General features: G+C 36.2%; 25 protein-coding genes and 1 other RNA gene. 12 read left to right on the top strand and 14 right to left on the bottom strand.

Features of this window, described 5'->3' with window-relative positions; all coding sequences use genetic code 11:
* The first annotated feature begins 13 nt into the window (after window positions 1-13).
* Window positions 14-1,171: a THUMP domain-containing protein gene (locus Q0947_RS03795; protein ID WP_299391605.1), complete on the top strand. Its 1,158-nt coding sequence runs from the start codon at window positions 14-16 to the stop codon at window positions 1,169-1,171.
* Window positions 1,172-1,234: 63 nt separating this feature from the next.
* Here Q0947_RS03795 and Q0947_RS03790 read toward each other — a convergent pair whose 3' ends face one another.
* The 4 genes from Q0947_RS03790 to rlmD form a co-directional block, all read right to left on the bottom strand.
* Window positions 1,235-1,759 carry a DinB family protein gene (locus Q0947_RS03790; protein ID WP_299391602.1) on the bottom strand — a complete coding sequence of 175 codons (525 nt, stop codon included), beginning with the start codon at window positions 1,757-1,759 and terminating at the stop codon, window positions 1,235-1,237.
* Window positions 1,760-1,835: 76 nt separating this feature from the next.
* A complete protein-coding gene (locus Q0947_RS03785; protein ID WP_299391599.1) occupies window positions 1,836-2,567 on the bottom strand; it encodes a DUF6048 family protein in 732 nt (243 codons plus the stop codon).
* Entirely contained in the window at window positions 2,539-3,075 is a 537-nt protein-coding gene (locus Q0947_RS03780) for a DUF6452 family protein (protein ID WP_299391596.1), read from the bottom strand. The genes Q0947_RS03785 and Q0947_RS03780 overlap by 29 nt, the downstream gene beginning before the upstream one ends.
* Window positions 3,076-3,170: 95 nt before the next feature.
* Complete coding sequence (gene rlmD / locus Q0947_RS03775; RefSeq protein WP_299391594.1) at window positions 3,171-4,580, bottom strand: 23S rRNA (uracil(1939)-C(5))-methyltransferase RlmD; 1,410 nt, start codon at window positions 4,578-4,580, stop codon at window positions 3,171-3,173.
* A 476-nt stretch (window positions 4,581-5,056) separates the two neighbouring features.
* Here rlmD and rocD point away from each other — a divergent pair, with 476 nt between their 5' ends.
* Window positions 5,057-6,307 (top strand): ornithine--oxo-acid transaminase, encoded by a 1,251-nt coding sequence (rocD, locus tag Q0947_RS03770; protein WP_299391591.1) that lies wholly within the window; start codon window positions 5,057-5,059, stop codon window positions 6,305-6,307.
* Entirely contained in the window at window positions 6,307-6,756 is a 450-nt protein-coding gene (locus Q0947_RS03765; protein ID WP_299391588.1) for a DUF5362 family protein, read from the top strand. The genes rocD and Q0947_RS03765 overlap by 1 nt, the downstream gene beginning before the upstream one ends.
* A 91-nt stretch (window positions 6,757-6,847) precedes the next feature.
* Here Q0947_RS03765 and Q0947_RS03760 read toward each other — a convergent pair whose 3' ends face one another.
* Window positions 6,848-7,183, bottom strand: a complete 336-nt coding sequence (locus Q0947_RS03760; RefSeq protein WP_299391585.1) for a CCC motif membrane protein — start codon at window positions 7,181-7,183, stop codon at window positions 6,848-6,850.
* Between the two features lie 10 nt (window positions 7,184-7,193).
* A complete protein-coding gene (locus Q0947_RS03755; RefSeq protein ID WP_299391583.1) occupies window positions 7,194-7,493 on the bottom strand; it encodes a DUF2752 domain-containing protein in 300 nt (99 codons plus the stop codon).
* Window positions 7,494-7,617: 124 nt separating this feature from the next.
* Here Q0947_RS03755 and Q0947_RS03750 point away from each other — a divergent pair, with 124 nt between their 5' ends.
* Both Q0947_RS03750 and Q0947_RS03745 read left to right on the top strand, forming a co-directional pair.
* Window positions 7,618-7,821, top strand: a complete 204-nt coding sequence (locus Q0947_RS03750) for a hypothetical protein (protein ID WP_299391580.1) — start codon at window positions 7,618-7,620, stop codon at window positions 7,819-7,821.
* Window positions 7,818-8,372 carry a Smr/MutS family protein gene (locus Q0947_RS03745; protein ID WP_299391577.1) on the top strand — a complete coding sequence of 185 codons (555 nt, stop codon included), beginning with the start codon at window positions 7,818-7,820 and terminating at the stop codon, window positions 8,370-8,372. Before Q0947_RS03750 ends, Q0947_RS03745 begins: the two co-directional genes overlap by 4 nt.
* A gap of 102 nt (window positions 8,373-8,474) precedes the next feature.
* On the opposite strand, the gene Q0947_RS03740 is transcribed toward Q0947_RS03745, so the two are convergent.
* The 4 genes from Q0947_RS03740 to Q0947_RS03725 all read right to left on the bottom strand — a co-directional run bounded on the left by Q0947_RS03740 (window position 8,475) and on the right by Q0947_RS03725 (window position 11,463).
* The gene (locus Q0947_RS03740; protein ID WP_299391574.1) at window positions 8,475-8,972 is read right to left on the bottom strand and encodes a hypothetical protein; all 498 of its coding nucleotides are present in this window, start codon (window positions 8,970-8,972) and stop codon (window positions 8,475-8,477) included.
* Between the two features lie 93 nt (window positions 8,973-9,065).
* Window positions 9,066-9,845, bottom strand: coding sequence for a tetratricopeptide repeat protein (locus Q0947_RS03735; RefSeq protein ID WP_299391571.1), 780 nt, complete (start codon window positions 9,843-9,845; stop codon window positions 9,066-9,068).
* Between the two features lie 28 nt (window positions 9,846-9,873).
* On the bottom strand, window positions 9,874-10,305 hold the full coding sequence (locus Q0947_RS03730) for a PH domain-containing protein (protein ID WP_299391568.1): 432 nt from the start codon (window positions 10,303-10,305) through the stop codon (window positions 9,874-9,876).
* A 246-nt stretch (window positions 10,306-10,551) separates the two neighbouring features.
* Window positions 10,552-11,463, bottom strand: coding sequence for a hypothetical protein (locus tag Q0947_RS03725; protein ID WP_299391565.1), 912 nt, complete (start codon window positions 11,461-11,463; stop codon window positions 10,552-10,554).
* A 208-nt stretch (window positions 11,464-11,671) separates the two neighbouring features.
* Between Q0947_RS03725 and Q0947_RS03720 the strand changes: the two genes are divergently transcribed.
* A complete protein-coding gene (locus tag Q0947_RS03720; protein WP_299391562.1) occupies window positions 11,672-12,811 on the top strand; it encodes a cysteine desulfurase family protein in 1,140 nt (379 codons plus the stop codon).
* Window positions 12,812-12,817: 6 nt separating this feature from the next.
* Here Q0947_RS03720 and Q0947_RS03715 read toward each other — a convergent pair whose 3' ends face one another.
* Both Q0947_RS03715 and Q0947_RS03710 read right to left on the bottom strand, forming a co-directional pair.
* On the bottom strand, window positions 12,818-15,190 hold the full coding sequence (locus Q0947_RS03715; protein WP_299392790.1) for a TonB-dependent receptor plug domain-containing protein: 2,373 nt from the start codon (window positions 15,188-15,190) through the stop codon (window positions 12,818-12,820).
* 100 nt (window positions 15,191-15,290) lie between these two features.
* Complete coding sequence (locus tag Q0947_RS03710) at window positions 15,291-16,976, bottom strand: M23 family metallopeptidase (RefSeq protein WP_299391560.1); 1,686 nt, start codon at window positions 16,974-16,976, stop codon at window positions 15,291-15,293.
* Between the two features lie 343 nt (window positions 16,977-17,319).
* Between Q0947_RS03710 and Q0947_RS03705 the strand changes: the two genes are divergently transcribed.
* The 4 genes from Q0947_RS03705 (at window position 17,320) to rny (ending at window position 19,798) form a co-directional block, all read left to right on the top strand.
* A complete protein-coding gene (locus Q0947_RS03705; RefSeq protein WP_299391557.1) occupies window positions 17,320-17,610 on the top strand; it encodes a hypothetical protein in 291 nt (96 codons plus the stop codon).
* An 18-nt stretch (window positions 17,611-17,628) separates the two neighbouring features.
* Window positions 17,629-17,922, top strand: coding sequence for a cell division protein ZapA (locus tag Q0947_RS03700; protein WP_299391554.1), 294 nt, complete (start codon window positions 17,629-17,631; stop codon window positions 17,920-17,922).
* A gap of 54 nt (window positions 17,923-17,976) precedes the next feature.
* A non-coding RNA gene (ssrS, locus tag Q0947_RS03695) (6S RNA) lies at window positions 17,977-18,084 on the top strand.
* 136 nt (window positions 18,085-18,220) lie between these two features.
* A complete protein-coding gene (gene rny / locus Q0947_RS03690) occupies window positions 18,221-19,798 on the top strand; it encodes a ribonuclease Y (protein WP_299391551.1) in 1,578 nt (525 codons plus the stop codon).
* A 38-nt stretch (window positions 19,799-19,836) separates the two neighbouring features.
* Here the strand turns inward: rny and Q0947_RS03685 are convergent, their stop codons facing one another.
* Entirely contained in the window at window positions 19,837-20,979 is a 1,143-nt protein-coding gene (locus Q0947_RS03685; protein ID WP_299391549.1) for a PAS domain-containing protein, read from the bottom strand.
* Between the two features lie 266 nt (window positions 20,980-21,245).
* Complete coding sequence (gene xerD / locus Q0947_RS03680) at window positions 21,246-22,157, bottom strand: site-specific tyrosine recombinase XerD (RefSeq protein WP_299391546.1); 912 nt, start codon at window positions 22,155-22,157, stop codon at window positions 21,246-21,248.
* A gap of 300 nt (window positions 22,158-22,457) precedes the next feature.
* Between xerD and Q0947_RS03675 the strand changes: the two genes are divergently transcribed.
* Both Q0947_RS03675 and aroQ read left to right on the top strand, forming a co-directional pair.
* On the top strand, window positions 22,458-23,096 hold the full coding sequence (locus Q0947_RS03675; RefSeq protein WP_299391543.1) for a porin family protein: 639 nt from the start codon (window positions 22,458-22,460) through the stop codon (window positions 23,094-23,096).
* 97 nt (window positions 23,097-23,193) lie between these two features.
* Window positions 23,194-23,616, top strand: coding sequence for a type II 3-dehydroquinate dehydratase (gene aroQ / locus Q0947_RS03670; protein WP_299391540.1), 423 nt, complete (start codon window positions 23,194-23,196; stop codon window positions 23,614-23,616).
* The last annotated feature ends 1 nt before the right edge of the window (window position 23,617 follow it).

Here is a 23,617-nt window from a genome sequence, read left to right as displayed (position 1 = left end):
TATGATGAGAATAATGGATAATAATTTTAGTATGGTTGCCAAAACCTTATTTGGTTTTGAAGAATTGCTTGCAAAAGAATTGACTCAGTTGGGTGCAAGAGACGTTAAAGTGGGAGTGAGAAATGTGAGTTTTGAAGGTGATAAAGGATTTATGTATAAAGCGAATTTAGCGCTGAGAACTGCCATTAAAATCCTGAAGCCTATCAATAGTTTTAGAGTGAATAATGAGAAGGATTTGTATGATCAAATCTATAAAATGGATTGGTCACAATATGTAAAACCTACAGGAACAATCGCTGTTGATGCCACTGTGCACTCGCATTTGTTTACGCACTCATTATATATAGCGCAAAAGACGAAGGATGCTGTTGTTGATAAATTTAGAGACACGGTAGGCGATAGGCCTAACGTCGATTTGAAGTTTCCTGACTTAAAAATCAACGTTCATATTGATCGTAACACCTGTAATATTTCACTGGATTCTTCAGGAGATTCTCTGCATAAACGTGGGTATAAAACAGCGACGAACATTGCGCCAATTAACGAGGTATTAGCTGCAGGCTTGATTATGTTATCAGGTTGGGATGGTCAATCGGATTTTATGGACCCCATGTGTGGTAGTGGCACCATTTTGGCTGAAGCGGCTATGATTGCTTGTAATATTCCACCAAACTTAATGCGTAAAGAGTTCGCTTTTGAGCGTTGGCAAGATTGGGATGTCGATTTATTTGAAAAAATAGAAGAATCGTTATTGAGTAAAACTAGAGATTTCCATCATAAAATTATCGGTTATGACAAATCGCCAAGTGCGGTTACCAAAGCCAAAGAAAATATTAAAAATGCACAGTTGGAAGACTTTGTAGAAGTGCGTCACGAAGATTTCTTCAAAACTCAAAAGGCCGGAAACGGCAAGCTCCATATGGTATTCAATCCGCCGTATGGTGAGCGTTTGGATATTGAAATGGAATCTTTTTACAAGAATATTGGCGATACCTTAAAACAGAATTATCCAGGTACCGATGCTTGGTTTATCACTTCAAACCTCGATGCTTTAAAACATGTTGGCTTAAGACCTTCTCGTAAAATCCATTTAGTGAATGCTAAATTGGAAGCACGTTTAGTGAAATATGTAATGTACGAAGGCAGTAAAAAAGGAAAATATATGGACTAAATTGTAGTTTAGAACTTTTTCAACTACAATTTGAGATTTCAATACTTATCATTAATGGCAACTTCAATACTTCTGTTGAAGTTGCTTTAAGTGATGTTCTACATGATAAGCATTCAACATCAAGATTTCTCTAATTGCCATTTTACCCATAATAGGGTGGGGAAGCACCAAAGTATCTAAATTTTTATCTGAGATGCGTCGGATTTTGTACTGCAACTTTTTGCTTTCCACCTGCAACCGCGTCAAAATATAGTTTTTATCTTTAATTTTCGGGACCCTGAGTTTCTTGGAGGCCTTTCCTGGACTCGTTTTTAACGCTTCCAATTGGTCGAGATAGCGATTTACCACTGTGTCATAGTCCTGTAACTCGTATTTATTTGTACCGAAGGCATATTTGAACCAAAAGCGAGGCATGCTTAAAACATCATTCAACGGTTTGATGCTTTTTAATAAATGTAAAGCTTGCTGACCTGTAGTCCATTTGCCTTCAGGACCTTGTATCCATTTCTCATCTTCTTGCTCTTCTAGCCAATTCAGAAGGGAATGGTAATTTTTCTCCAATAAATCGGCAATCTTATCTTTATGCATACGTAAGTAATTATACGCAAAAGTTAAGCAAAATTCTTAAACTAACGGAGCAAAAAATAGATGTATTACTAAGGAATTAATCGGTGATGGAGATCTTCTTGTCTTTCTTGTAGATAGGAATCAAATACGATAGATTATAACCGAATCCGAAGCCAAATCGGCCACTATCAAACGTTCGATTAAAACCAGGTACATATAAGTTTTCAAAATTTGTAGGCTGATCTTGAGTGATCATACCTTTAACTTGCACATTAACACCAATAAAAAGATTGGTTACGAGCTCGGCTTTGGCGCCAATTACCATTTCAACCCAAATGGCTGACAAGCCTTTGTATTCTTGTAAATCTGAAGACGTAAACGGCGTGTCGTAATATTGGTCTGTTGTGTAAACGGTAAAACTGTTCAAATTTTGGCTGAATGTGCTCGCGCCAACTCGCAATCCTGTATAGATAAGGTTTTCCATATCTAACCAGTTTTTGTAAAGGTTATAATCTACACCAGCTTTAAAGTAGCTGCCTTTTGCAGTAACATCCAAATAGTCATTTCTAACGGTATTTTCTTCAGAACCTAATTCGCCTGCAAGGTATAATTTTCGAGTAAGTCTATAATCGGCGCCAATTTCAAATCCGGTATAGTCGTCGTCAATAAATGATCTTGCCAATTTGCCAATATCACCACCCAAACGCAAACCATATTTTTGTTTGACAACAATGGTATCGTTAGTGTTATTTTCTTCCTGAGCGAATGATGTTAGGGGCAACACCATCAAAAAAATCAGGCTAATGATAAATATTGATATGCGCTGCATCTTCATTGTTTATGGTGGTGTTTATAACTTCAACATCAATAATCCAGTTGCTTCCATCAGCTTCGCGATTGGCGTCAACGTTGTTAAAAATACTTTTGTAACCGCAAGCGCGGGACACGTAGATGAGTTCTGGCGTGTAATTAATTTCGAGGATGTCTATATTGGAAATCGTGTTAGGATCTTCATCCGTAGCGTAATCAATATCTCTTTCTATTACAAATCGTGTGGTGTTTGTATTATCCAAAGCATCAATTCTTAGCGGTAATACAAGTTTGTCTAACGTTTTATCAAAGACGATATATTTAGAACTGTTTTCTTCATGAACACTCATCCGCCTTACGGTTTTAGCCTCTGTTCTATCATTGATATTATAGAAATTGATAATTAAATGAGGAGTCGTAGGGGTTGCAGCAGCACAAATATCATCACGCTCACAACTCCAAAGACTGGCAATCATGACGAACGAAAATATAATTTTTGTGTACTTATAGAAGGTGTTCTGTTTCAAGTGTTCGTAATTTTCTATTAAATCAGTGGTATTTCAATAAAATGTGAATCAACAATCAACAATCATCATTCAACAATCATAAATCGTAACGCTTCTTATCTTTTTTCCAAAAGTACAACATTTTCTACGTGATGTGTTTGTGGAAACATGTCAACAGGTTGCACTTTGGTCACTTTGTACATGGCATCCATAAGCTCCAAATCTCTTGCTTGTGTAGCACTGTTACAACTTACGTAAACCACTTTTGATGGCGCAATGTTTAAGATTTGTTGTACCACATCTTTATGCATTCCGTCTCTTGGTGGATCTGTAATAATCACATCTGGATGACCATGTTGACTGATGAAATCAGCATTAAACACATTTTTCATATCGCCAACATAAAACTCAACGTTGTCAATGCCGTTTAATTGTGCGTTTTCTTTCGCAGCGGAAATAGCATCAGCAACCGCTTCAACGCCAACTACTTTTTTAGCGTTTTTAGCGACAAATTGCGCAATGGTTCCTGTGCCGGTGTATAAATCATAAACAAGTTCATCACCTTTTAAATCGGCAAAGTCACGTGTTATTTTGTAAAGCTCATAGGCTTGATCAGAATTGGTCTGGTAAAAGGATTTCGCATTAATCTTGAATTTCAAACCTTCCATTTCCTCAAAAATATGATCTTCACCTTTATAGCAAATCACTTCTTGATCATAAATGGTATCGTTTCCTTTTCCATTAATTACATATTGTAGCGAAGTAATTTCTGGGAATTTATCGCCAATATAATTCAATAGCAACTCACGGTTGGCCTTATCTTCTTTAAAAAATTGGAAAAGCACCATAATATCACCAGTAGAAGAGGTGCGGAGCATCATCGTTCTTAAAAATCCGGTTTGGTTGCGGGTATTATAGAATTCCATGCCGTGTTTCACAGCAAATTCCTTCACAGAATTTCTAATAGCATTAGAAGGATCTTCTTGCAACCAACATTTTTCGATGTCTAGAATTTTATCCCACATTCCCGGAATATGGAACCCGAGCGCATTTTTATCGCCAAAATTCTCATCAGAATTAATTTCTTCTAATGTTAACCAACGGCTATCACTAAATGAAAATTCCATCTTATTTCTATAAAAATAATCTTTGGCTGAACCTAAAATTGGTGTGATTGGAGGAAGTTCCAAATGCCCAATACGTTTTAGGTTTTCTTCAACTTCTTTTTGCTTGTAGAACAATTGGTGTTCATAAGCCATATCCTGCCACTTGCAACCGCCGCAAACGCCAAAATGCTGACATCTTGGTTCGGTACGTTTATCAGAATATTCGTGAAATTTTATAGCTTTCCCTTCGTAATAAGACTTGCGCTTTTTAAAAGTTTCTACATCAACAACATCACCCGGAACTACATTTTGCATAAAAATGACAGCACCTTCTGGCGATTTTGCCACTGATTTTCCTTTTGCACCAGCATCAACTACTAGGACATTTTCAAAGATTTGTTTTTTATTTCGTCTTCCCATGCGGCAAAAATAGTGAAACCAATTGCGATTTACGAATTACAATTTGTCATTTTATCAAGGAAATGATGTCAACAATTCACATTTAAATGAGTAAGGTCACTTCAAGCCACTTTTTTAAAGTGATTTGTAGTCCTAAACGAGTTATGTGACGTTGTGCTGCGCTATCTTTTTTGCTAATGAAACCCTTTAATTATACTGCTTTAGTCAGTTGACACAATAAAGTTAGAAAACGAAGCCTTAAAACAGCGCTAAAAATTTTCTAGAGGTTTAATAATTTCATAATTTGCAGGCCCTAGGGATGATTTCTCTCCCACGCTGCTTTTTCGTCCCGATAACTATCGGGATATCGAAAGAATAAAGGTACAGTAGGAATGGTTATTTTCCTCGCTTAGCGAGATTTAATTATTAATGTTTACCTCTTCAAAAGTGGTTAAACAGTGTCTTTTTAGACATTAAACCTTAAATTCTTATTAAAAATGGCTGTTTTAGACCAATTAACTTCGCAACAAGCGATAGATTTAGAAAACAAGTATGGTGCACACAATTACCATCCGTTACCTGTAGTATTGAGTAAAGGAGAAGGTGTGTATGTTTGGGATGTTGAAGGAAAAAAATATTATGATTTTCTTTCTGCCTATTCTGCTGTCAACCAAGGACATTGTCATCCGAAAATTGTCAATGCTATGGTTGAACAAGCAAAAACCTTAACCTTAACGTCTCGTGCGTTTCACAATGATATGTTGGGCAAGTATGAAGCCTACGCGGCCAAATATTTTGGTTTTGACAAGGTGTTGCCGATGAATACAGGTGCCGAGGCTGTAGAAACAGCACTTAAAATCTGTAGAAAATGGGCATATGAAGTGAAAGGTATTGCCAACCACCAAGCTGAAATTATTGTTTGTAAGAACAATTTCCATGGGCGTACAACGACGATCATTTCATTTTCAAATGATCCTGTAGCGCGTGAGCATTTTGGACCTTTTACTGAAGGATTTATTAAAATTGAGTACGATAATCTGCAGGAATTGGAAGCGACATTAAAGTCAAATCCAAATATTGCAGGGTTTTTAGTGGAACCAATTCAAGGTGAAGCTGGTGTTTATGTGCCAAGTGAAAATTATCTTTCAAAAGCCAAAGCCTTATGTGAACAATATAACGTGTTGTTTATTGCTGATGAAGTCCAAACCGGAATTGCAAGAACTGGTAAACTTTTGGCCGTTGACCATGAAAATGTGAAGCCAGATATTTTAATCTTAGGTAAAGCCTTAAGTGGTGGAGCTTACCCGGTAAGTGCTGTGTTGGCGAATGATGCAATTATGAACGTCATTCAACCAGGAAACCACGGTAGTACATTCGGCGGAAATCCTGTGGCAGCTGCAGTTGCAATGGCGGCATTGGAAGTTGTTGAAGAAGAAAATTTAGCTGATAACGCTGAAAAATTAGGTCAACTTTTTAGAAGTGAGTTGGATAAATTCATTGAAACGAGTGCCATTACAAAATTAGTTCGTGGTAAAGGTTTGCTTAACGCTATTGTAATTAATGATAGTGAAGATGGCGAGACCGCTTGGAACATTTGTTTGGCATTGCGTGATAATGGACTATTAGCAAAACCTACACATGGTAACATCATTCGTTTTGCGCCACCTTTGGTAATTAATGAAGAACAGTTGTTAGACTGTGTGCGCATCATTATCAAAACTTTAAAACAATTTGAACCTAATTCATAATGATAGAAGAAAAATCGGCTTTTGATAATTTTGAACTGAATTTGCCACCAGCAGTAGTGGGGTTTTTAAAAGAAACCTCTAGTTGGACTTATTTTCTATCAATTTTAGGATTTATAGGAATCGGGTTAATGGTTCTTTTTGGCGCGTTTTTTAGCGTGGTCATGGGCTTAATGCCTGGTGGAAATCCTTATGAGTCCATGGGTATGAATATGTCTTATTTTGGACTTATTTATGTGGTTATGGCTTTTGTTTACTTTTTCCCTGTGCTTTATCTTTTCAATTTTTCACGAAAGATGAAGAGTGCTTTAGCCACCAACAATACCGACGATTTAACGGCAGCATTTTCAAACTTAAAATCGCATTATAAGTATTTAGGCATTTTCATTATTGCCATTATCAGTTTATACATTTTGATTTTTGTAGGAGCCCTATTTACAGGACTGATGTAGTTGTAAATTATCAATAAGATTATTTTTTCAGATGATATGAAATAAAAAAGCGGCCTTTAAGCCGCTTTTTTGATATTTAAAATGTGTTTGTTTATTGTTCCATTCCTTCATTCATCCCTCTCATCAATTCCTCTGACATTTGTTGAATGCCTTCACTTCCTAAGGTTGCAAACATATAAATCACATAAAGCAGGAAAATCGAGTTTAATACAATACCAATAATAGCAAGTATTTTACCTGTTTTAACATTCTGAAATCCTGTATACAACTCAGGGTTTGATGCATAAAGAGCAGTCGCTTTGTTAGCCATTACTAACGCGATGATGCCTAATGGCAAACCGATAACGCCATAACAGCAACAGGTGACAATTGAAATGATACCGAAGACTAGAATGAGCGTTGAATTTGGTAATTGTTGTTTTTCCATGTGATTGGTTTTAGTTGATTATTTTAATTAGAAAACTGACGACAATGATGATCACGTTGAGACTGATTAAGCCTATTTTGATGCCGTAATCATACTTGAATCTGATAAACAGGTTAAATATAAGGAAAAGCGCCAATAAAATAAGGGTGTAAATAGCAGGATACGTTTTAAAAGCCAGTACAAATTCGCCTTTAAAAACTAAGAGTGAAGCACGTTGAATGCCACAGCCCAAACACTCCAAGCCAAATAGTTGCTTGTTTAAACACGGCAGCATATAATTTTCAGGCTTAATAAAATTGATCAACGTCATACGCAAATGTATAAAAAGATAGCAAGTGATTCTCGGAATTTTTAAGATTAGATTTGTATGCAACAACGGAATATTTTAGAACTAAATGTGTAATTTCGTCGTCTAAGAATAAACTACAAAACTTATGAATACGTCCCGGATTATCAGTGTTTTACTCATTATTATTGGCGGAATTGTGGCTATTTATGCCAAGGCAGGAACGGAGCAGAATCAATATATCCTTATTGGAGGCATCGTTATTTTAATGATTGGTGTGTATCGCATTTCAAAAAATATTCCTAGTAAGAACGATCAAGAATCTTCTTCTGACACTAATGAGAACTCATGAATTTCAAAGTAGGCGATAAGGTAACGGTTTTGGATGAGGCCATTTCTGGAACAATCTCAAAAATTGATGGAACAACGATTTTCATTGATACGGTAGATGGTTTTTTGATGGATTATCAAGCGCATGAATTGCTGAAGATGGCGGAAAAGGATACGTTGAAATCGTGCATTTTTTCTGAACATTCTTTCCAAGAAGTACTATCAGAGAAAGAGCAAAATGCAAAGCGAAAATCTGTAAGGGTAAAACCTAAGGAACGCAGCCAGCCTACGATGGAGGTGGATTTACATATTCATAATCTCACTGAAAACGAGCGTCATTTATCAAACTATGATATGTTGATGCTGCAATTGACTACGGCCGAACGCAAATTGGAATTTGCCATTAAAAAACGCATTCAGAAAGTAGTATTTATTCATGGTGTAGGCGAGGGCGTGCTTAAAATGGAGCTGGAAACACTATTTAGACGCTATGATAACGTCAAATTTTATGCTGCCGATTTTCAAAAATATGGATTGGGGGCGACTGAAGTTTACATTTATCTGAATATGTAGAAGGATTTGTCATGTTTTCAAATAAGCAACATTTGATTAGAGTAGAGTTGCGATTAAAGAAACATTGGTGATTAATTATGGCCGATGTAAAATGCGATTTGTTTAAATTTTTGATCGTTCAAAAATCAATTTATAATTATCTTTTATTATCTGTCTTTTATTTTCTAATACTGCGAAATCTTTATATCCTTTTGCAAAATATACTCTAAAACTGTCCATGTCTTTATTTGATAAATTAAATAAAGTTTCTTCGATGTCAGATAAGGATTTACCCAAATAATATTCAATATCGAGGTTGTCATCACATTTAATATCCGAAGCTTGTTCTAAGGTCAATTTGCTGTTATCGGTAAATAATATTATAATTTTCCCCTCGTTTGGATTTCTACAAACAGCTGTGCCAAGCTGAAAATTTAAGTTAGTTAAAGCTGAAATTTTACTTTGGTTTGAAACTAATTTGGTTGAAAGGAAAATGTTGTTATAAAGCCCTTTGACGATTTTATCGGATGCTTTCCAATTTCCACTTTTTGATGCATCAACCTTAAATATAGAATTGTCGGTAAACTTGTCAATACCATCAATCGCAATCCTTTGTGCCAAAACTGCATTTGAACATAATTGTGAGAATTATAATTATTTGTTGCATGTTGTTATGTTTTGATATTGAATGAGTTAATATAATAATTACAAATTTTATAATTCTGCTTTATACAGATTTTCTATATTTACTAACGGTCTGCCCAGTAGTTTTTCAGCGTCTTGCTGTCCGTTAGCTATTTGACCAGAAGTCAATTGAGTTTCTAACGCTTCAATTTCCTTTACAATTTGTTGCTGTTGCATATACGAGAAGTCCTTTTTGAATTCATTGTAAATTAAAAACCACTGATAACTCTTAAATAGGTCTTTTTCCAGTTCAGAACCATCTCTATACATATATGCAAGTTGTAGCCTAACGGATGTTATATAACCACTTTTAGTCAAATCTTCTGGATTCTCAAGTGTTCCAAGACGCGTTGCCCATTCGAGCATTTTATCCATGTTTTTCTCAACGCCCATGCCAGAATAATAGCAATTAATAACATTCCACATGCAAGTTCCGTCTCCGTTTTCAGCGCATTTTAAACCAAATTCAAAAGCTTTGGTGTAGTCTTGCGCAATACCATCTCCATTGCCATAAGCCATCATCATTTGATAAAGCCCATCATTAAAACCTTGTTCCGCCGATTTAGCAAACCAATAAATGCCTTTTTCGATATCTTGGTCAATTCCAGTTCCAGCACGATAGGAGTAGCCTAAATTATATTGTGATTCTGCATTACCTAATTCCGCTGCTTGTTTTAAAATAGGAATAGCTTCTTCAAATTTCTGCTGTTCTATCAATTGTTTTGCCTGATCATTCAATGCATCGGCGTTCTGTGCTGTCACGTTAATGCTAATGAAAGTCAGAATCAAGAGGAAGATTTGTTTTGTCATATGGGGTATATAAAAGACTACTAATATTCTAGCTTAAAGATAGTTTATTTATTATTCTTGGATTTATTTTAACCAAATCTTCTGCAAACTGATACTTGTCTTTAGGCGAAAGGATAACCGAATTAGTTGTTCCATAGTTGATTTTAATTCGGTCAAATGAAGCCGCAGGAGAGGACAATACACTGTTAGTCTTTGATATTTCTTTAATGTCGTCAATGATAATTGGTTGATAGGAAAATGCGCCAGATTTAATTTTGAGTTTACGATGATCAATCGTATAATGTGTATTGAAAAATAGATGCACAATAAAGCCAAAAACAACTGACAGGAACCCTATTAATCCAATCATTTTCCCATTGAGTTCTCCATTAAGCAAATCGGGAAGCAATGGTCCATAAAACATCAAGAATACAAAAATGAGTAAGCCGTAAGATATTTTTGATGGATATTTTTTAGCCATATTATTCAAGTTTTTTTGTTTTTTAAGTAATATCCGCTAGGTTTTGTAATGAGAACGGACCAAATAACAGAGTAGAAAGTCAATATTAGGATTTTGTTTAAAAGTCACATTTTTATTTATTCTAAATTTGTTCGATTAGTTTTTAACTTGCTCACAATCTCTAAATATCGTCATTATTAAGCACAAAAAATAAAAGCCATAACTTATTTAGGTTATGGCTTTTAAAGAAGTGAAATAAAATTGTAATTACTTACTTTCTATCGTAAAAGTCTGGGTGTACGTCCCAAAATCAATATCGGTTAAACTAATAATGTCTAAGTTGACATTCTTAACTTGAAATTTTACCGTGATAATACGTTGGTATGTATTTTTGTTAAATTGTTTGTATTCAAAAACGTCTTTTGCCACTTTGTCCAAATACCTTGCAACAGTTGGAGTAGGAGAGCTTTCATCACGATCGTCCATCGGATTTCCATTAAGATTTTCATCTTCAAAACGCGTTAAAACACCATCGCCATCATCATCAGTGTCTAGATAGTCAGGAATACCATCGCCGTCCGTATCTTGAGCTTTAGACAAGCCATCCGCTTCGGTGTAGTTGTGGCCTTCGTTTTTGGTCAGTACATTGTCATTATCATCATCAGCATCAAGATAATCAGGAATACCATCGCCGTCAGAATCTGTCGGGTTGGTTGCAGGATTATTATCGCCATCGAGATTTTTATCTTCAATTGCTGACGGAATCCCATCACCATCATCATCAATAAATGTAGTCAGCGTGGTCACCGAGCCCGACGTTGCTGCATAATCCTTAAGAATATGGGTATTGGCGTCAGGTAATAAATTACAGATTAAGTTTTCAGGCTTCCCATCATAAGTTCTATAATTGAACTTGGTCGTGGATCCGTTAATCTCAAATGAACTGGTGTAATTATTAGTCTCCGGATTGAATATAAGTCGGGTAGCGGAGTTCTTTGGGAAAATTAAACTCAAAGATTCAGAAGGATCCGTTTTGGTTTCATATAAGAAATACACTTCCGGATTCAACTCGCACATGGCAAGTTGCTTGTCAAAATCCAATTCTACTTCAATAATATCGCCATCGTCACAGGCAGTGAGCAATACGCATAAACTTAAAAGGTAAAATATTTTCTGCATTTCTAAGGTTTAAGCAACAAAAATAAGGCATTCTCTAATTTATAACGTACCATCTTTAAAATAATTTTATTTGGAGTATTTTTGCAATTTGGAAGCGATTCTTATTGAAACCCGGTTGTAAAATACCGTTTGTTAACTATCGAAATTCCTAAGAACGTCTTAGAAAACAGGTTGATTCCAAAACAATTATTCACTACAAAAAACAGCTATGAAACAGGTTTATTTTGATAATGCAGCAACAACACCAATGCGAGATGCGGTTATAGAACGTATGACTGATGTGATGCGTCAAAACTTTGGTAACGCATCTTCTACACATGGGATGGGACGTTCAGCAAAATCTTTAATGGAAACTTCAAGAAAAACCATTGCTTCATTTTTCAATGTACATGCTTCAGAAATCGTTTTTACTGCTGGAGGGACAGAAGCGGATAATTTGGTACTGCGCAGTGCTGTAAGAGATTTAGGCGTAACAGAAATCATTACTAGTAAATTGGAACATCATGCGGTGTTACATACCGTGGAACAGCTTCAAAAAGAATACGACATTACGGTGAGTTATGTAAAACTCCTTGAAAATGGGGTCATTGATTTAAATCATCTGGAGCAATTGTTACAATCGCCATCCAAAAAGTTGGTCAGTTTGATGCATGTGAATAATGAGATTGGCAACAAACTCGATATTCAGAAAGTAGCAACACTTTGTAAAGCGCATCAAGCCCTTTTTCATAGTGATACCGTACAATCTGTAGGACATTACCATTTAGATTTGCAAACTATTCCTGTCGATTTTATAGCGGCAAGCGCCCATAAATTCCACGGCCCAAAAGGTGTTGGTTTTGCATTTATTAGAAAAGGATCAGGCATTAAAGCGTTAATTTTTGGTGGTGAGCAGGAACGTGGCTATCGTGCAGGTACCGAAGCTATCCACAATATTGCAGGTATGGAAACCGCCTTGAAATTGAGTTATGATAATCTTGATGCTGAACGCAAGCACATTTCAGAGCTTAAAGCATATTTTATTGAGCAGTTGAAAAACATGTCTCCTGACATCACTTTTAATGGGAATTGTGACGATTCAGAAAATAGTACCTACACTGTAATTAATGTGTGTTTGCCAATTACTCCAGAAAAAGGAGGAATGCTACATTTTCAACTCGATTTAAAAGGAATTGCCTGTTCAAGAGGATCTGCTTGCCAAAGTGGAAGCAATCAAAACTCGCATGTGCTTTCTGAGATTTTAATCCCTGAACACTTAATGAAACCCTCGGTCAGATTTTCATTCTCTAGTTTTAATACGAAAGCCGAAGTGGATTATGTGATTGAAGTGTTGAAGGAATTCGTCTAAACTAAGTTACAGCTTCATCGACAGTCGCACATTCAAAACCCGCGGACTTAAATAATTTGGAATTGCATATTGGCGTTTGCTATACACATCTCTTACCCACGTATTGGTAATGGAATTTTGCACATCGAACATGTTAAAAACTTCCACGCCAATGGTAAGTTCCTTCAAAGCATTTTTCCACTTAGAGGTGTATGTTCTATCTCTATCCACTAGGGCATAAGAAAAACCGATGTCAGCGCGTTTATACGCACGCAATCTGTTTTGGTAGTCATAAGGATCAACATAACTTGGAGAACCGCCAGGAACGCCAGTGTTGTATACCAAATTAAGATAGACTTTCAATTCCGGAATGTTTGGGACATAATCTTGGAACAACACGCCAAATTTCAAACGTTGGTCAGTTGGTCTTGCAATATATCCGCGATCTTCAATATTTTCTTCCGTTTTTAAATAACCAAAACTAAACCAGGATTCTGTACCCGGAACAAATTCGCCGTTCAATCTTAAGTCCAATCCATACGCATAAGCCGTCGCATTATTGTTAGCGCTATATCTAATTCGGACGTTTTCTAAAGTATACGGATTGACATCAGTCAGGTGTTTGTAATAGGCCTCAGAAACTAATTTGAACGGGCGGTCCCACATTTTAAAGCTGTATTCATTGCCCAAAACGAGGTGAATGGATTTTTGAGCCTTCACTTCAGGCCTTACAGTGCCCGATGAATCGCGAAGTTCTCTGTAAAAAGGCGGTTGGTAATACAATCCGCCGGCAATCCTGAACAACATGTCTTTATCCCAATCGGGCTTAATGGCAAATTGTGCTCTTGGGCTAAAAACTGTTTGCGAATTGCTTTCAATACCTTCACCATTAACCGTCCAATGGTGTGCTCTCACGCCAAAATTGTAAAACACATCACTCGTTCCTAATTCTGAACGTTTGCTCCACTGCGCATAGGCTTGAAAACGGTCAATTTGAACAGCATTTGTCGCTCTTATATTTTGAAACGCCTCTAACGGTCCATGATAAGGTTGGTAGGGCTGATCTTTTAAAATTTTGGAATATGGAGGTGTTATGGAAAAGCCTGCCGAATCAATCACTTCCCATTCTACCAAACGGTCGCGAATGTCTTCATGGGTATATTTTAAGGACCACTCAAAAATGTTATCGTCCAGCTTGTAATCGCCTTTGTGTTCAACGGTTGTAATTAATGCATCCAAATCATTTCTGGCGTGCGTCAGTTGAGAGCCAATGCCTTCACTAAATTCGACCTCACCAAAATTTTCATCACCAATATTGCTGTTCACTTCACCCATACGGTATTGCGCCAAGATATCAAAATGCTCGGCTTCAGTGGTGTGGTAGGTAGACGCAATAAGTCTAAGGGTCAGGTCTTCATTTGCAAAATAGTTGGCTTTAAAAGCTCCAAAATAAGTATTGTAATCATCTTTTTCCTGACCTTCATAATACACCAATAAAGCCATCGGATTGTCTACTGTTCCGAAATTAGTTTGTCTGTTTTGTGGCTGAAACGTGTACTTGTTTCTTGAAATATTACCTAAAAAATTGACATATAACTTATCTGTAAATTTATACGTTACGTAGGTCTGAACGTCTGCAAATACAGGTTTTACCATGCCTTCCGTTTCCAAGGAATTTAAGACTAAGCTATTGTCTCTATATCGTAATCCTATGATGCCTGATAATTTGGAGTCTTTGGATATCGCTTCCGCAGATACGCTAGCACCCATTAACGATACATCGGCGTTTAAACCGAATGTTATCGGGGTTTTGTAGGTAATATCTAAAACCGACGATAGTTTATCGCCATATTTTGCTTGGAATCCTCCAGCTGAAAAATCCACATTCTGTACCAAATCTGTATTCACGAAACTTAAGCCTTCTTGTTGTCCCGAACGCACCAAAAATGGTCGGTACACTTCAATATCATTGACATAGACTAAGTTTTCATCAAAATTGCCACCACGCACGGAATATTGTGTGCTTAATTCATTGGAAATATTGACGCCAGGCAAGGTTTTTAGAATGTTTTCTACTCCAGGTTGTGCGCCTTTAATAGTCCTAAGGATTTCGGGCGCAATAGTAGTGACACCTGTTACATTTTGACGCTGATTACTCCTGATGACAACAGTTGCAATTTGTTCAACTTTTAAGTTCATCACGGGATTAAACTCAATTTCTTGACCATTTTTGAGATTAAAGGTTGCAACGATGCGTTTGTGCAGAATATGGGTAAACTCCAGGACTACCTCACTATTCGCAGGGATTTTTATCTCATAGAAACCATTTTCATTAGTCGTGGTTCCTGAAGTATTTGAGGTAATATTTGCATTGGCAATAGGCATATGGGCATCGTCCATAAGGATTCCCTTAATGGTAGCGGATTGGGACCATCCCCAAAAAGGCAACACAAATATGGCAAAGCGGAACAGGTATAAATGTGGTTTCAAAGAGTGTGTTTTATTTTCTAAAAAATGTAGCTTCAAATGTAGAACTATTTCCTACGTTATCAGTAACTATAAGTTTCAATTCATTTTTGGTATCTGTCACAACATTATCATTAAAATCGAAAGTCAGCGTATTGGTTTTATACTCGTATTCCATCAAGATAAATTTACCATTTATTGTGGCACGATAATTACTGATCCCAGAAAGATTATCGGTGATTTTGAATTTAAGATAACGGAAATTGCTTAACCATTTGCCATCCTGAAAATTTGTAGGGGTGATTTTTGGACCTTGGGTATCTAAAACCAACGCATAAGTTCCCAACGCGTTTGAAGATGCCGTTAATATATTGCCACTACGCTTTGTATTGAGATAGCTCGGATAATTTCTAGATCCAATAAGTTCTGCAATATATAATTTGTCCTTATCAGCATCTTTATAATTGCTGACATCATAAGTGATGGTTATATTTTTTTGAAGCGGAATGATGTCCTTGTGCAAATAGAGCGTGTCATTACTCACTTTAAAATCGATAGATGTATCTTCATAAAAGCTGTTGGAAGGGATATAAACGGTCACATTTTTGTCGTTCAAATTGGTAGGCTGGTCATAAAAAATATAAGTTTGGGCTGTTGTAACCGTCTCTTTGGGAGTGGTTGTTGCCTTTTTTCCATTGATGGGAATCGTTACCCAAGATTCATTCCCGTGGAAATCCTTAATTCGAACTTTATAAACGGAAGCAGTGCTATCTTCAACAACAACATAGCCGTCATTATCGAGATTTTGATAGAGGCTAAGCACATTGCCTTGTTCTACAAATAACTTTTGGATACGGCTTCGCTTCGTTTTAAAGTAGTCATAATCTATGAATCTATTAATATGTCTGGTTTCAGAGAAGGCAAATCGGTTAAAATCCATTTCAAACTTTTTGTGTCCATTATAAAAAGTTTCCAGTCCGTTAATTCCATTCTGATTAACCGCTAAATCTTGCGAGTCATAACTGACAATTCCAAAACCAATAGTCCCATGGGCACTAATACTTTCTGTAACATAATCTTTAGTTTTAGTCGGAATTAGGCGCAGTTCCACACGTCCAGTTTTCCCGTTAACAGAAGAGGCATCATCCTTGGTGTAGGCGTAAACGCCATTAACAAAAGGTGTTTTCTTATCTTGCACCTCCAAACCAAACAACAACGGATTAATGGTGCGTTCTTGTTGATCTCGAATTTCAAAATGGAGGTGCGGACCGCCAGAACTTCCAGTATTTCCGGAATAGGCAATGATTTCATCCTTTTTTACTTTCAACTCGTCAACCGCAGGAAACATTTCAACTTCATAAGATTCCTGTTTGTACTGTTCAGCTTTTACATAAGCCTCAATGATGGGTGCATAACTCGATAAATGCCCATAAACACTAGTATAGCCATTAGGATGCGTTATGTAAATTACTTTCCCATAACCATAATGTGATACTTTAATACGGCTTATATAACCTTCAGCAACCGTGTACACATTGTGGCCTTCTCTCTGTTGGGTTTTGATGTCCAGACCGGCGTGGAAATGATTGGTTCGTAATTCGCCAAAAGTTCCAGATGGGATGATCGGAATGTCCAAAGGACTTCTAAAATAATCTGTTGGATATTCAACTTGAGAAAACGCAAAAGTGGATAGTAGAAGAGGGATAAATAGAAATTTCATAGCTAGATTTAAAAGTCTAAAAATATTAAAAAAAGTTAGGAGTGCCTAAAGTTATAGGGTTTATCGTTTTGTACGTTTTAACCCATAATAACTACTATTGTTGGCAGATATTATACGATATTTCAATATATAATTTTAAGCTAAAGCTAGCATCACGTAGGTACGGCGACTTTATGACATGGATTAATGTAATGATTTATAAAAAGGTGTAATGCTTAGTTAAGTTTAGATGCGCTAAGTGCTTTAAAATTATTACTTTAAAAATTTTCAAAATTTATGACAAAACAATTGTGATTTTTGACAAGGTATGTTAACTTTGTTACATCAGTATTGAAATTTGTAAATGAGTAAAGTTGAAGATATTGTTGATTCTTTAGAGAATAAAATCAGCAAAGTTTTACATAAGCAAGAGGTTTTAAAACAGACCAATGCAAAGCTTTCTGAAGAATTAGCTATTTATCAGCAAAAAATAATTCAGCAGCAAGAAGCATTGAGCTCTTGGGTTGAAAAATATGAAGCCCTCAAAGTTGCGAATTCAATGTTGGGCAGTGATGAAAATAAACGAGAGACAAAGCTCAAGATAAATACATTAATAAAAGATATAGATCATTGTATAGCACAATTATCTGAATAATGTAAGCATAGTATTTTAATGTCAGAACAGCTAAAAATTAAGCTATCCATAGCGAACAGAGTGTATCCATTGACGATTGCACCAGATCAGGAGGAAGGATTGCGTAAAGCCGCGAAGAAAATTGAAACTATGATCAGTCAATTTGAGCAAAATTATTCCGTGAGAGATAAACAAGATGTTTTGGCCATGTGTGCTTTACAATTTGCATCTCAAGTGGAACAGAAAATGATAGATAAAGACAATGTAAGTGAAGATGTCAAAAATAGATTAACCGCTTTGGATGATCTTCTTCAGTCGCATTTAAGCTCTTAACGTTCTTTTTAAAATAAATAGGTTACTGCCTACATTAGTTATTTTATTTGATAAACTCAACATTATTTCTTTAAAAAGGGTGAGTTTAAGTTGTAAAACCGTGCTGCCTTTGAGCAGATTTTTGATCAGCTTGTTAGCCCTAAACTTGTTTTTAAGGAGTTTATACAAAATTCGAAGCTGATGTAGGCTTTTTTTTTGGCTATGGGTTGCACTTTAAAGTGGATGCTGTAGCTATTCTAAATCTGAGTGTAGTCGGAGATTTAGATGAGATCAATTTTTTTATTAAACTAAACTAAACATGGAAACAAACACAATTTTACTAATTGTTGGAGGCGTAGTATTAGGCGTAGTACTTGGATATATTGTTGCAAAGACCCTAGAAAAGAACAATGCATCAAAACTTATCCAAAACGCAAAAGAAGAATCAAATTCAATTATAAGACAGGCAAATGCCGAAGGAGAGTCTATTAAAAAGGACAAGCTTTTACAAGCAAAGGAGAAATTTATTGAATTAAAATCTGAGCACGAAAAAATCATTCTTTCCCGAGATAAGAAAATAGCAGAAGCAGAAAAGAGAACCCGCGATAAAGAATCACAAATATCAAATGAATTAGCTAAAAACAAAAAGCTATCTCAAGAAATAGAAGAGAAAATTAAGGACTACGACTTCCGTTTAGAATTCTTGGAAAAGAAGAAGGAAGAAGTAGAAAAAGCACATAAAAGCCAAATTAAGCAGCTTGAAGTTATTTCAGGACTATCTGCTGAGGAAGCAAAAAGACAGCTTGTGGAGTCTCTTAAAAATGAGGCTAAGGCTGATGCCATGGCTTACATACAAGACACTTTAGAAGAAGCAAAACTTACCGCACAACAGGACGCTAAGAAAATCATTATCAATACCATTCAGCGTATTGGTACTGAAGAAGCTATTGACAACTGTGTATCGGTATTCAATATCGAATCTGACGATGTTAAAGGTCGAATCATTGGTAGAGAAGGTAGAAATATCCGTGCCATTGAAGCGGCAACCGGTGTTGAAATTATTGTAGATGATACGCCAGAAGCGATTATCCTATCTTGTTTTGACTCTGTAAGACGTGAAGTTGCACGTTTATCGCTTCATAAATTAGTGACGGATGGAAGAATCCACCCAGCTAAAATTGAAGAAGTAGTTCAAAAAACACAGAAACAAATAGAGCAGGAGATTATTGAAGTAGGAAAACGTACGGTTATCGATTTAGGTATTCACGGATTGCATCCAGAATTGATCAAATTGGTAGGACGTATGAAATACCGTTCTTCTTATGGTCAAAACTTGTTGCAACATTCACGTGAAGTTGCAAAACTTTGTGGTGTGATGGCTGCGGAATTAGGTTTAAATCCAAAAATCGCAAAACGTGCCGGATTACTTCATGATATTGGTAAAGTGCCAGATTCTGAAGCAGACATGGAAACGCCTCACGCGATCTTGGGTATGCAATGGGCTGAGAAATACGGTGAAAAACCAGAAGTTTGTAACGCCATTGGAGCCCATCATGATGAGATTGAAATGACCACATTGTTGGCGCCAATCATTCAGGTGTGTGATGCGATATCAGGTGCGAGACCAGGCGCAAGACGTCAGGTTTTAGATTCTTACATCCAACGTTTAAAAGATTTGGAAGATGTAGCCTTCGGATTTAATGGTGTAAATAAAGCTTATGCTATTCAAGCAGGACGTGAGTTACGTGTAATGGTAGAAAGTGATCGTGTTTCTGACGAGCAAGCCGCTAATCTATCTTTCGAAATTTCACAGAAAATCCAAACGGATATGACCTATCCAGGTCAAGTAAAAGTTACCGTAATACGTGAAACGAGAGCGGTAAACATCGCAAAATAGAAATAAATTTTAGTGATATATAAAAGTCTAGCAGGTTGCTAGACTTTTTTGTTTTGACCAATAATGGTAAACGTGGTTCCTACATTGACTTTACTATTTACTTTAATAGAGCCACCGTAACTTTCAATCTGATTTTTGATCAAATATAAACCGACGCCTTCCGCATCAGAGTTGCGATGAAATGTTTTATACAGGCCGAAAATATCGTCTCCAAATTTTTCTAAATCGATGCCAATACCATTATCGGTGATAGAAAGTTCAAATTCATCTTGGTTGAATTCAAAATCAATTGAAATAATTGGGTCTCTATCTGGATGCTTATATTTTATGGCGTTGGATAGTAAATTCTGTATGATACTTTCAAAATAAGAGCAATTATAATACAGGAATAATTTCTTTGGGATGTTATTGTAAATGGTGGCATTATTCTCTGTAATGAAAATGTCGAGCACCTCCAATACACGGTCAATGGCGTCTGCAATATAAATCTTCTTGGTTGATTGCGATTTATTACTCTGCACATTTACAATCTCATGCAAATTACTAATGGTTTGGGTTAAAGAAGTAGATAGGGTTCTTAAATGAGACATTATTTCCTCTTTCTCAATCGGATTATTGGTGTCATCATAAAACTCCAATAAACTTTCAAAATTGGCGGTATGCTGCCTCAGATTGTGGGTTACAATATGAGCGAAATTTTTGAGCTTGTTATTGTGTTCCGTCGCAACCAATAAGGATTCATTGATTTTATTTTCAAATTGTTTTTGCTTGGTGATATCGGTATGCGTCCCGATAATCCGCATTGGATTATTGTTGGCGTCCCACTCCACAATTTTACCTCTATCGCGTATCCATTTATAAGAACCGTCCTCACACCGCACCCGATGTTCATTTTCGTACATCTCAACTTTCCCTGTTAAATGGTCTTGAAAGTTACTGAAGTAACGTAAACGGTCTTCGGGATGAACACGTTCATTCCAAGCGTCTACATTGGAACCAAATAATGGATCAGTAACACCAATAATTTTTTTTGAACCTTCAGAGAAATAGACGCGATTGGCGGCTGCATCATATTCCCACATGCCAATGCCAGAGTATTCTAATGCTAGTTGCCATTTGCGCGTATCCACGGGCGTAGAATTTAAGTTAAGTTTTAATAGTCCTGATCTAAGTGAGGTCATAGCTTTTAAATTAGAAATGAGAGTTAGTTTCTCAAAGTGATTTTAGGGAATCATTTATCTTTTTAAAATGCTATTAATCTAAAAATGTGGGAATTAGAGGCAAGTTAGGGAATATCTAACATAAATTAAAATTTATTTTAGGTAGATTCACTATCGTGTAGCTATTTAATAAACCCATAATCAGATTATTTGTGTGATAATTACTACAAGTAGAAACGAAAATCCGGAGATTTACAAGTGTTTGAAATTTCTGAAAATAGGCCTCTTTATTTTCTCGGATGGAATCTTAACAGCACCTCTTTTAAATGACTTCTATCTACATGCATATAAATTTCTGTCGTAGTGATGCTCTCATGGCCCAACATGAGCTGAATGGCTCTTAAATCGGCGCCATTTTGAAGTAAATGCGTAGCAAATGAATGTCTAAACGTATGCGGCGAAATGGTCTTATTGAGGTCTATTTTTTCGGCCAGTCTTTTAATCATCGTAAAAATCATTGCTCGCGTAAGCTGTTTGCCTTTATGATTTAAGAAAAGTGTATCCTTATATTCCTTTTGAACATTTATTTTAGTGCGGACTTCATCCTTATAAATCGTAATATATTTTTGGGTTGATGGTCCAATCGGCACAAATCGCTGTTTATCACCTTTTCCTGTTACTTTGATAAAGCCTTCCTCAAAAAATAGATCTGATATTTTAAGATGTGTCAATTCGCTTACCCGCAGTCCACAGCTGTAAAGGGTTTCCAATATGGTGCGGTCACGTTCCCCAATACGAACACCATTATATTCCTTGGTCAGATCTATAGCATCTATGAGATTGTTGATGTCCTCCAAACTCAAAGTGTCTGGCAGCTTGCGTCCAATTTTTGGTGATTCAATATGATCTAACGGATTGTTATTTATATAATCTTCAAATACTAAGTAGCTAAAAAAGCTGCGCAAGCCTGAAATAATCCGTGCCTGAGATCTCGCATTAAGCGTTTTGGAAACTTCATATATAAACTGCTGTAGGGTAGTGTGGTCAATTGTAGTAGGAGAGACGGCAGTTTTATTTTCTTCTAAAAAACCAATCAGCTTTTGAATGTCAAAAGTATAATTGGCAATCGAATTTGGAGACAGTCCACGTTCAATTTTTAAATACAATTGAAAGTCGTTAAGTGCATCATTCCATTTCATTAGAGAAGGAGTATTATTGCTTTTGTTGGATAGAACAATGATAAACTTTTTAAAGTAATTTCAATAATTCTCGTTTTAAATAATCCATAATTTTGACGCTCTTTCCAGTGTCCACCTATTAAATACTGTAAGGTCAGAGGATTAAGGATATTTGTTTCAATGTTCAATAATTGACGGTCTACTTGTACGAATTATGAATAAACTGTTAAATAAATCTTTTTAACGTTAAAATCTGTTAAGACGAAATCTTGTAGGTGCTTTCTTAACGTATATCCTTCTGAACTTAAAAACAACAGACTTATGAAAAATTTATTTTTTGCAACTTTAGTAACTGTTTTCGGCTTTACCGCTGCAAATGCACAATCAGATGATACGACAACACAATTTGGTGTAAAAGGTGGTGTTAACATCGCAAACATTACTGGAGACGACATTGGCGATCTTGATGCCAGAACTAGTTTTAACTTAGGGTTATTCATGGAAATCCCGATGAGTGAGCGTTTCTCTTTTCAACCAGAGGTGCTGTATTCAGGGCAAGGTTTTACATTAGTAACTAGAGATCAGGATAATGTTTTTGATACCGATGAAAATGTAGAATATCAATTAAATTATATCCAAGTGCCTTTAATGGCTAAAGTGTATTTGGTTAAAGGATTATTTGCTGAAGCTGGTCCTCAATTTGGATTTAAGGTTAGTGAAGAAGTCGATTTTAAACCAGGTGCAGAAGGTGGCGATACTGTAATTGATTCGGATGATTCTCAAATTAAAAATTTTGACACTAGTGTAGCGCTAGGTGCAGGATACAAATTTGACAACGGATTATCTCTTTCTGCAAGATTTACGCACGGATTGACAAATATTTACAAAGACAACACCATAATGGGCGATGTTGATGCGAAAAACGCTGTGTGGCAGTTTGGAGTAGGGTTTTCTTTCTAAGAAAAATCAAAAAACAATTATTTAGTAGTCTTAAAAAGGAAGCCACGTGGCTTCCTTTTTTTATTCTTATGTGTTCAATTTTTAATACATTTAACTTATGAAAAAATTGATGATCATTAATGGCCCCAATTTGAATTTATTGGGAACTAGAGAGCCAGATATTTACGGAAGTCTATCGCTTCATGAATTTTTGGATACTGTAAAAGAGAAATATCCAACCGTCGAAATTTTCCATTTCCAATCGAATATTGAAGGGGAATTGATTTCTAAAATTCAAGAAGTGGGATTTAGTTTTGATGGCATTATACTGAATGCAGCCGCGTATACGCATACTTCCGTCGGAATTGGCGATGCTGTCAAGGCTATAAAAACGCCCGTTGTGGAAGTTCATATTTCAAATACGTTTGCGCGTGAGGAATTCAGGCATCAGTCTTATATCGCGCCGAATGCTAAAGGCGTGATTCTTGGGTTTGGATTACAGAGTTATGAATTGGCAATTCAAAGTTTTTTAAGTGAATAAG

The organism is uncultured Gelidibacter sp. (genome assembly GCF_947500795.1).
GTDB lineage: Bacteria > Bacteroidota > Bacteroidia > Flavobacteriales > Flavobacteriaceae > Gelidibacter.
The sequence above is the reverse complement of the archived record's forward strand: the minus strand, read 5'-3'. Positions and strand labels throughout refer to the sequence as shown.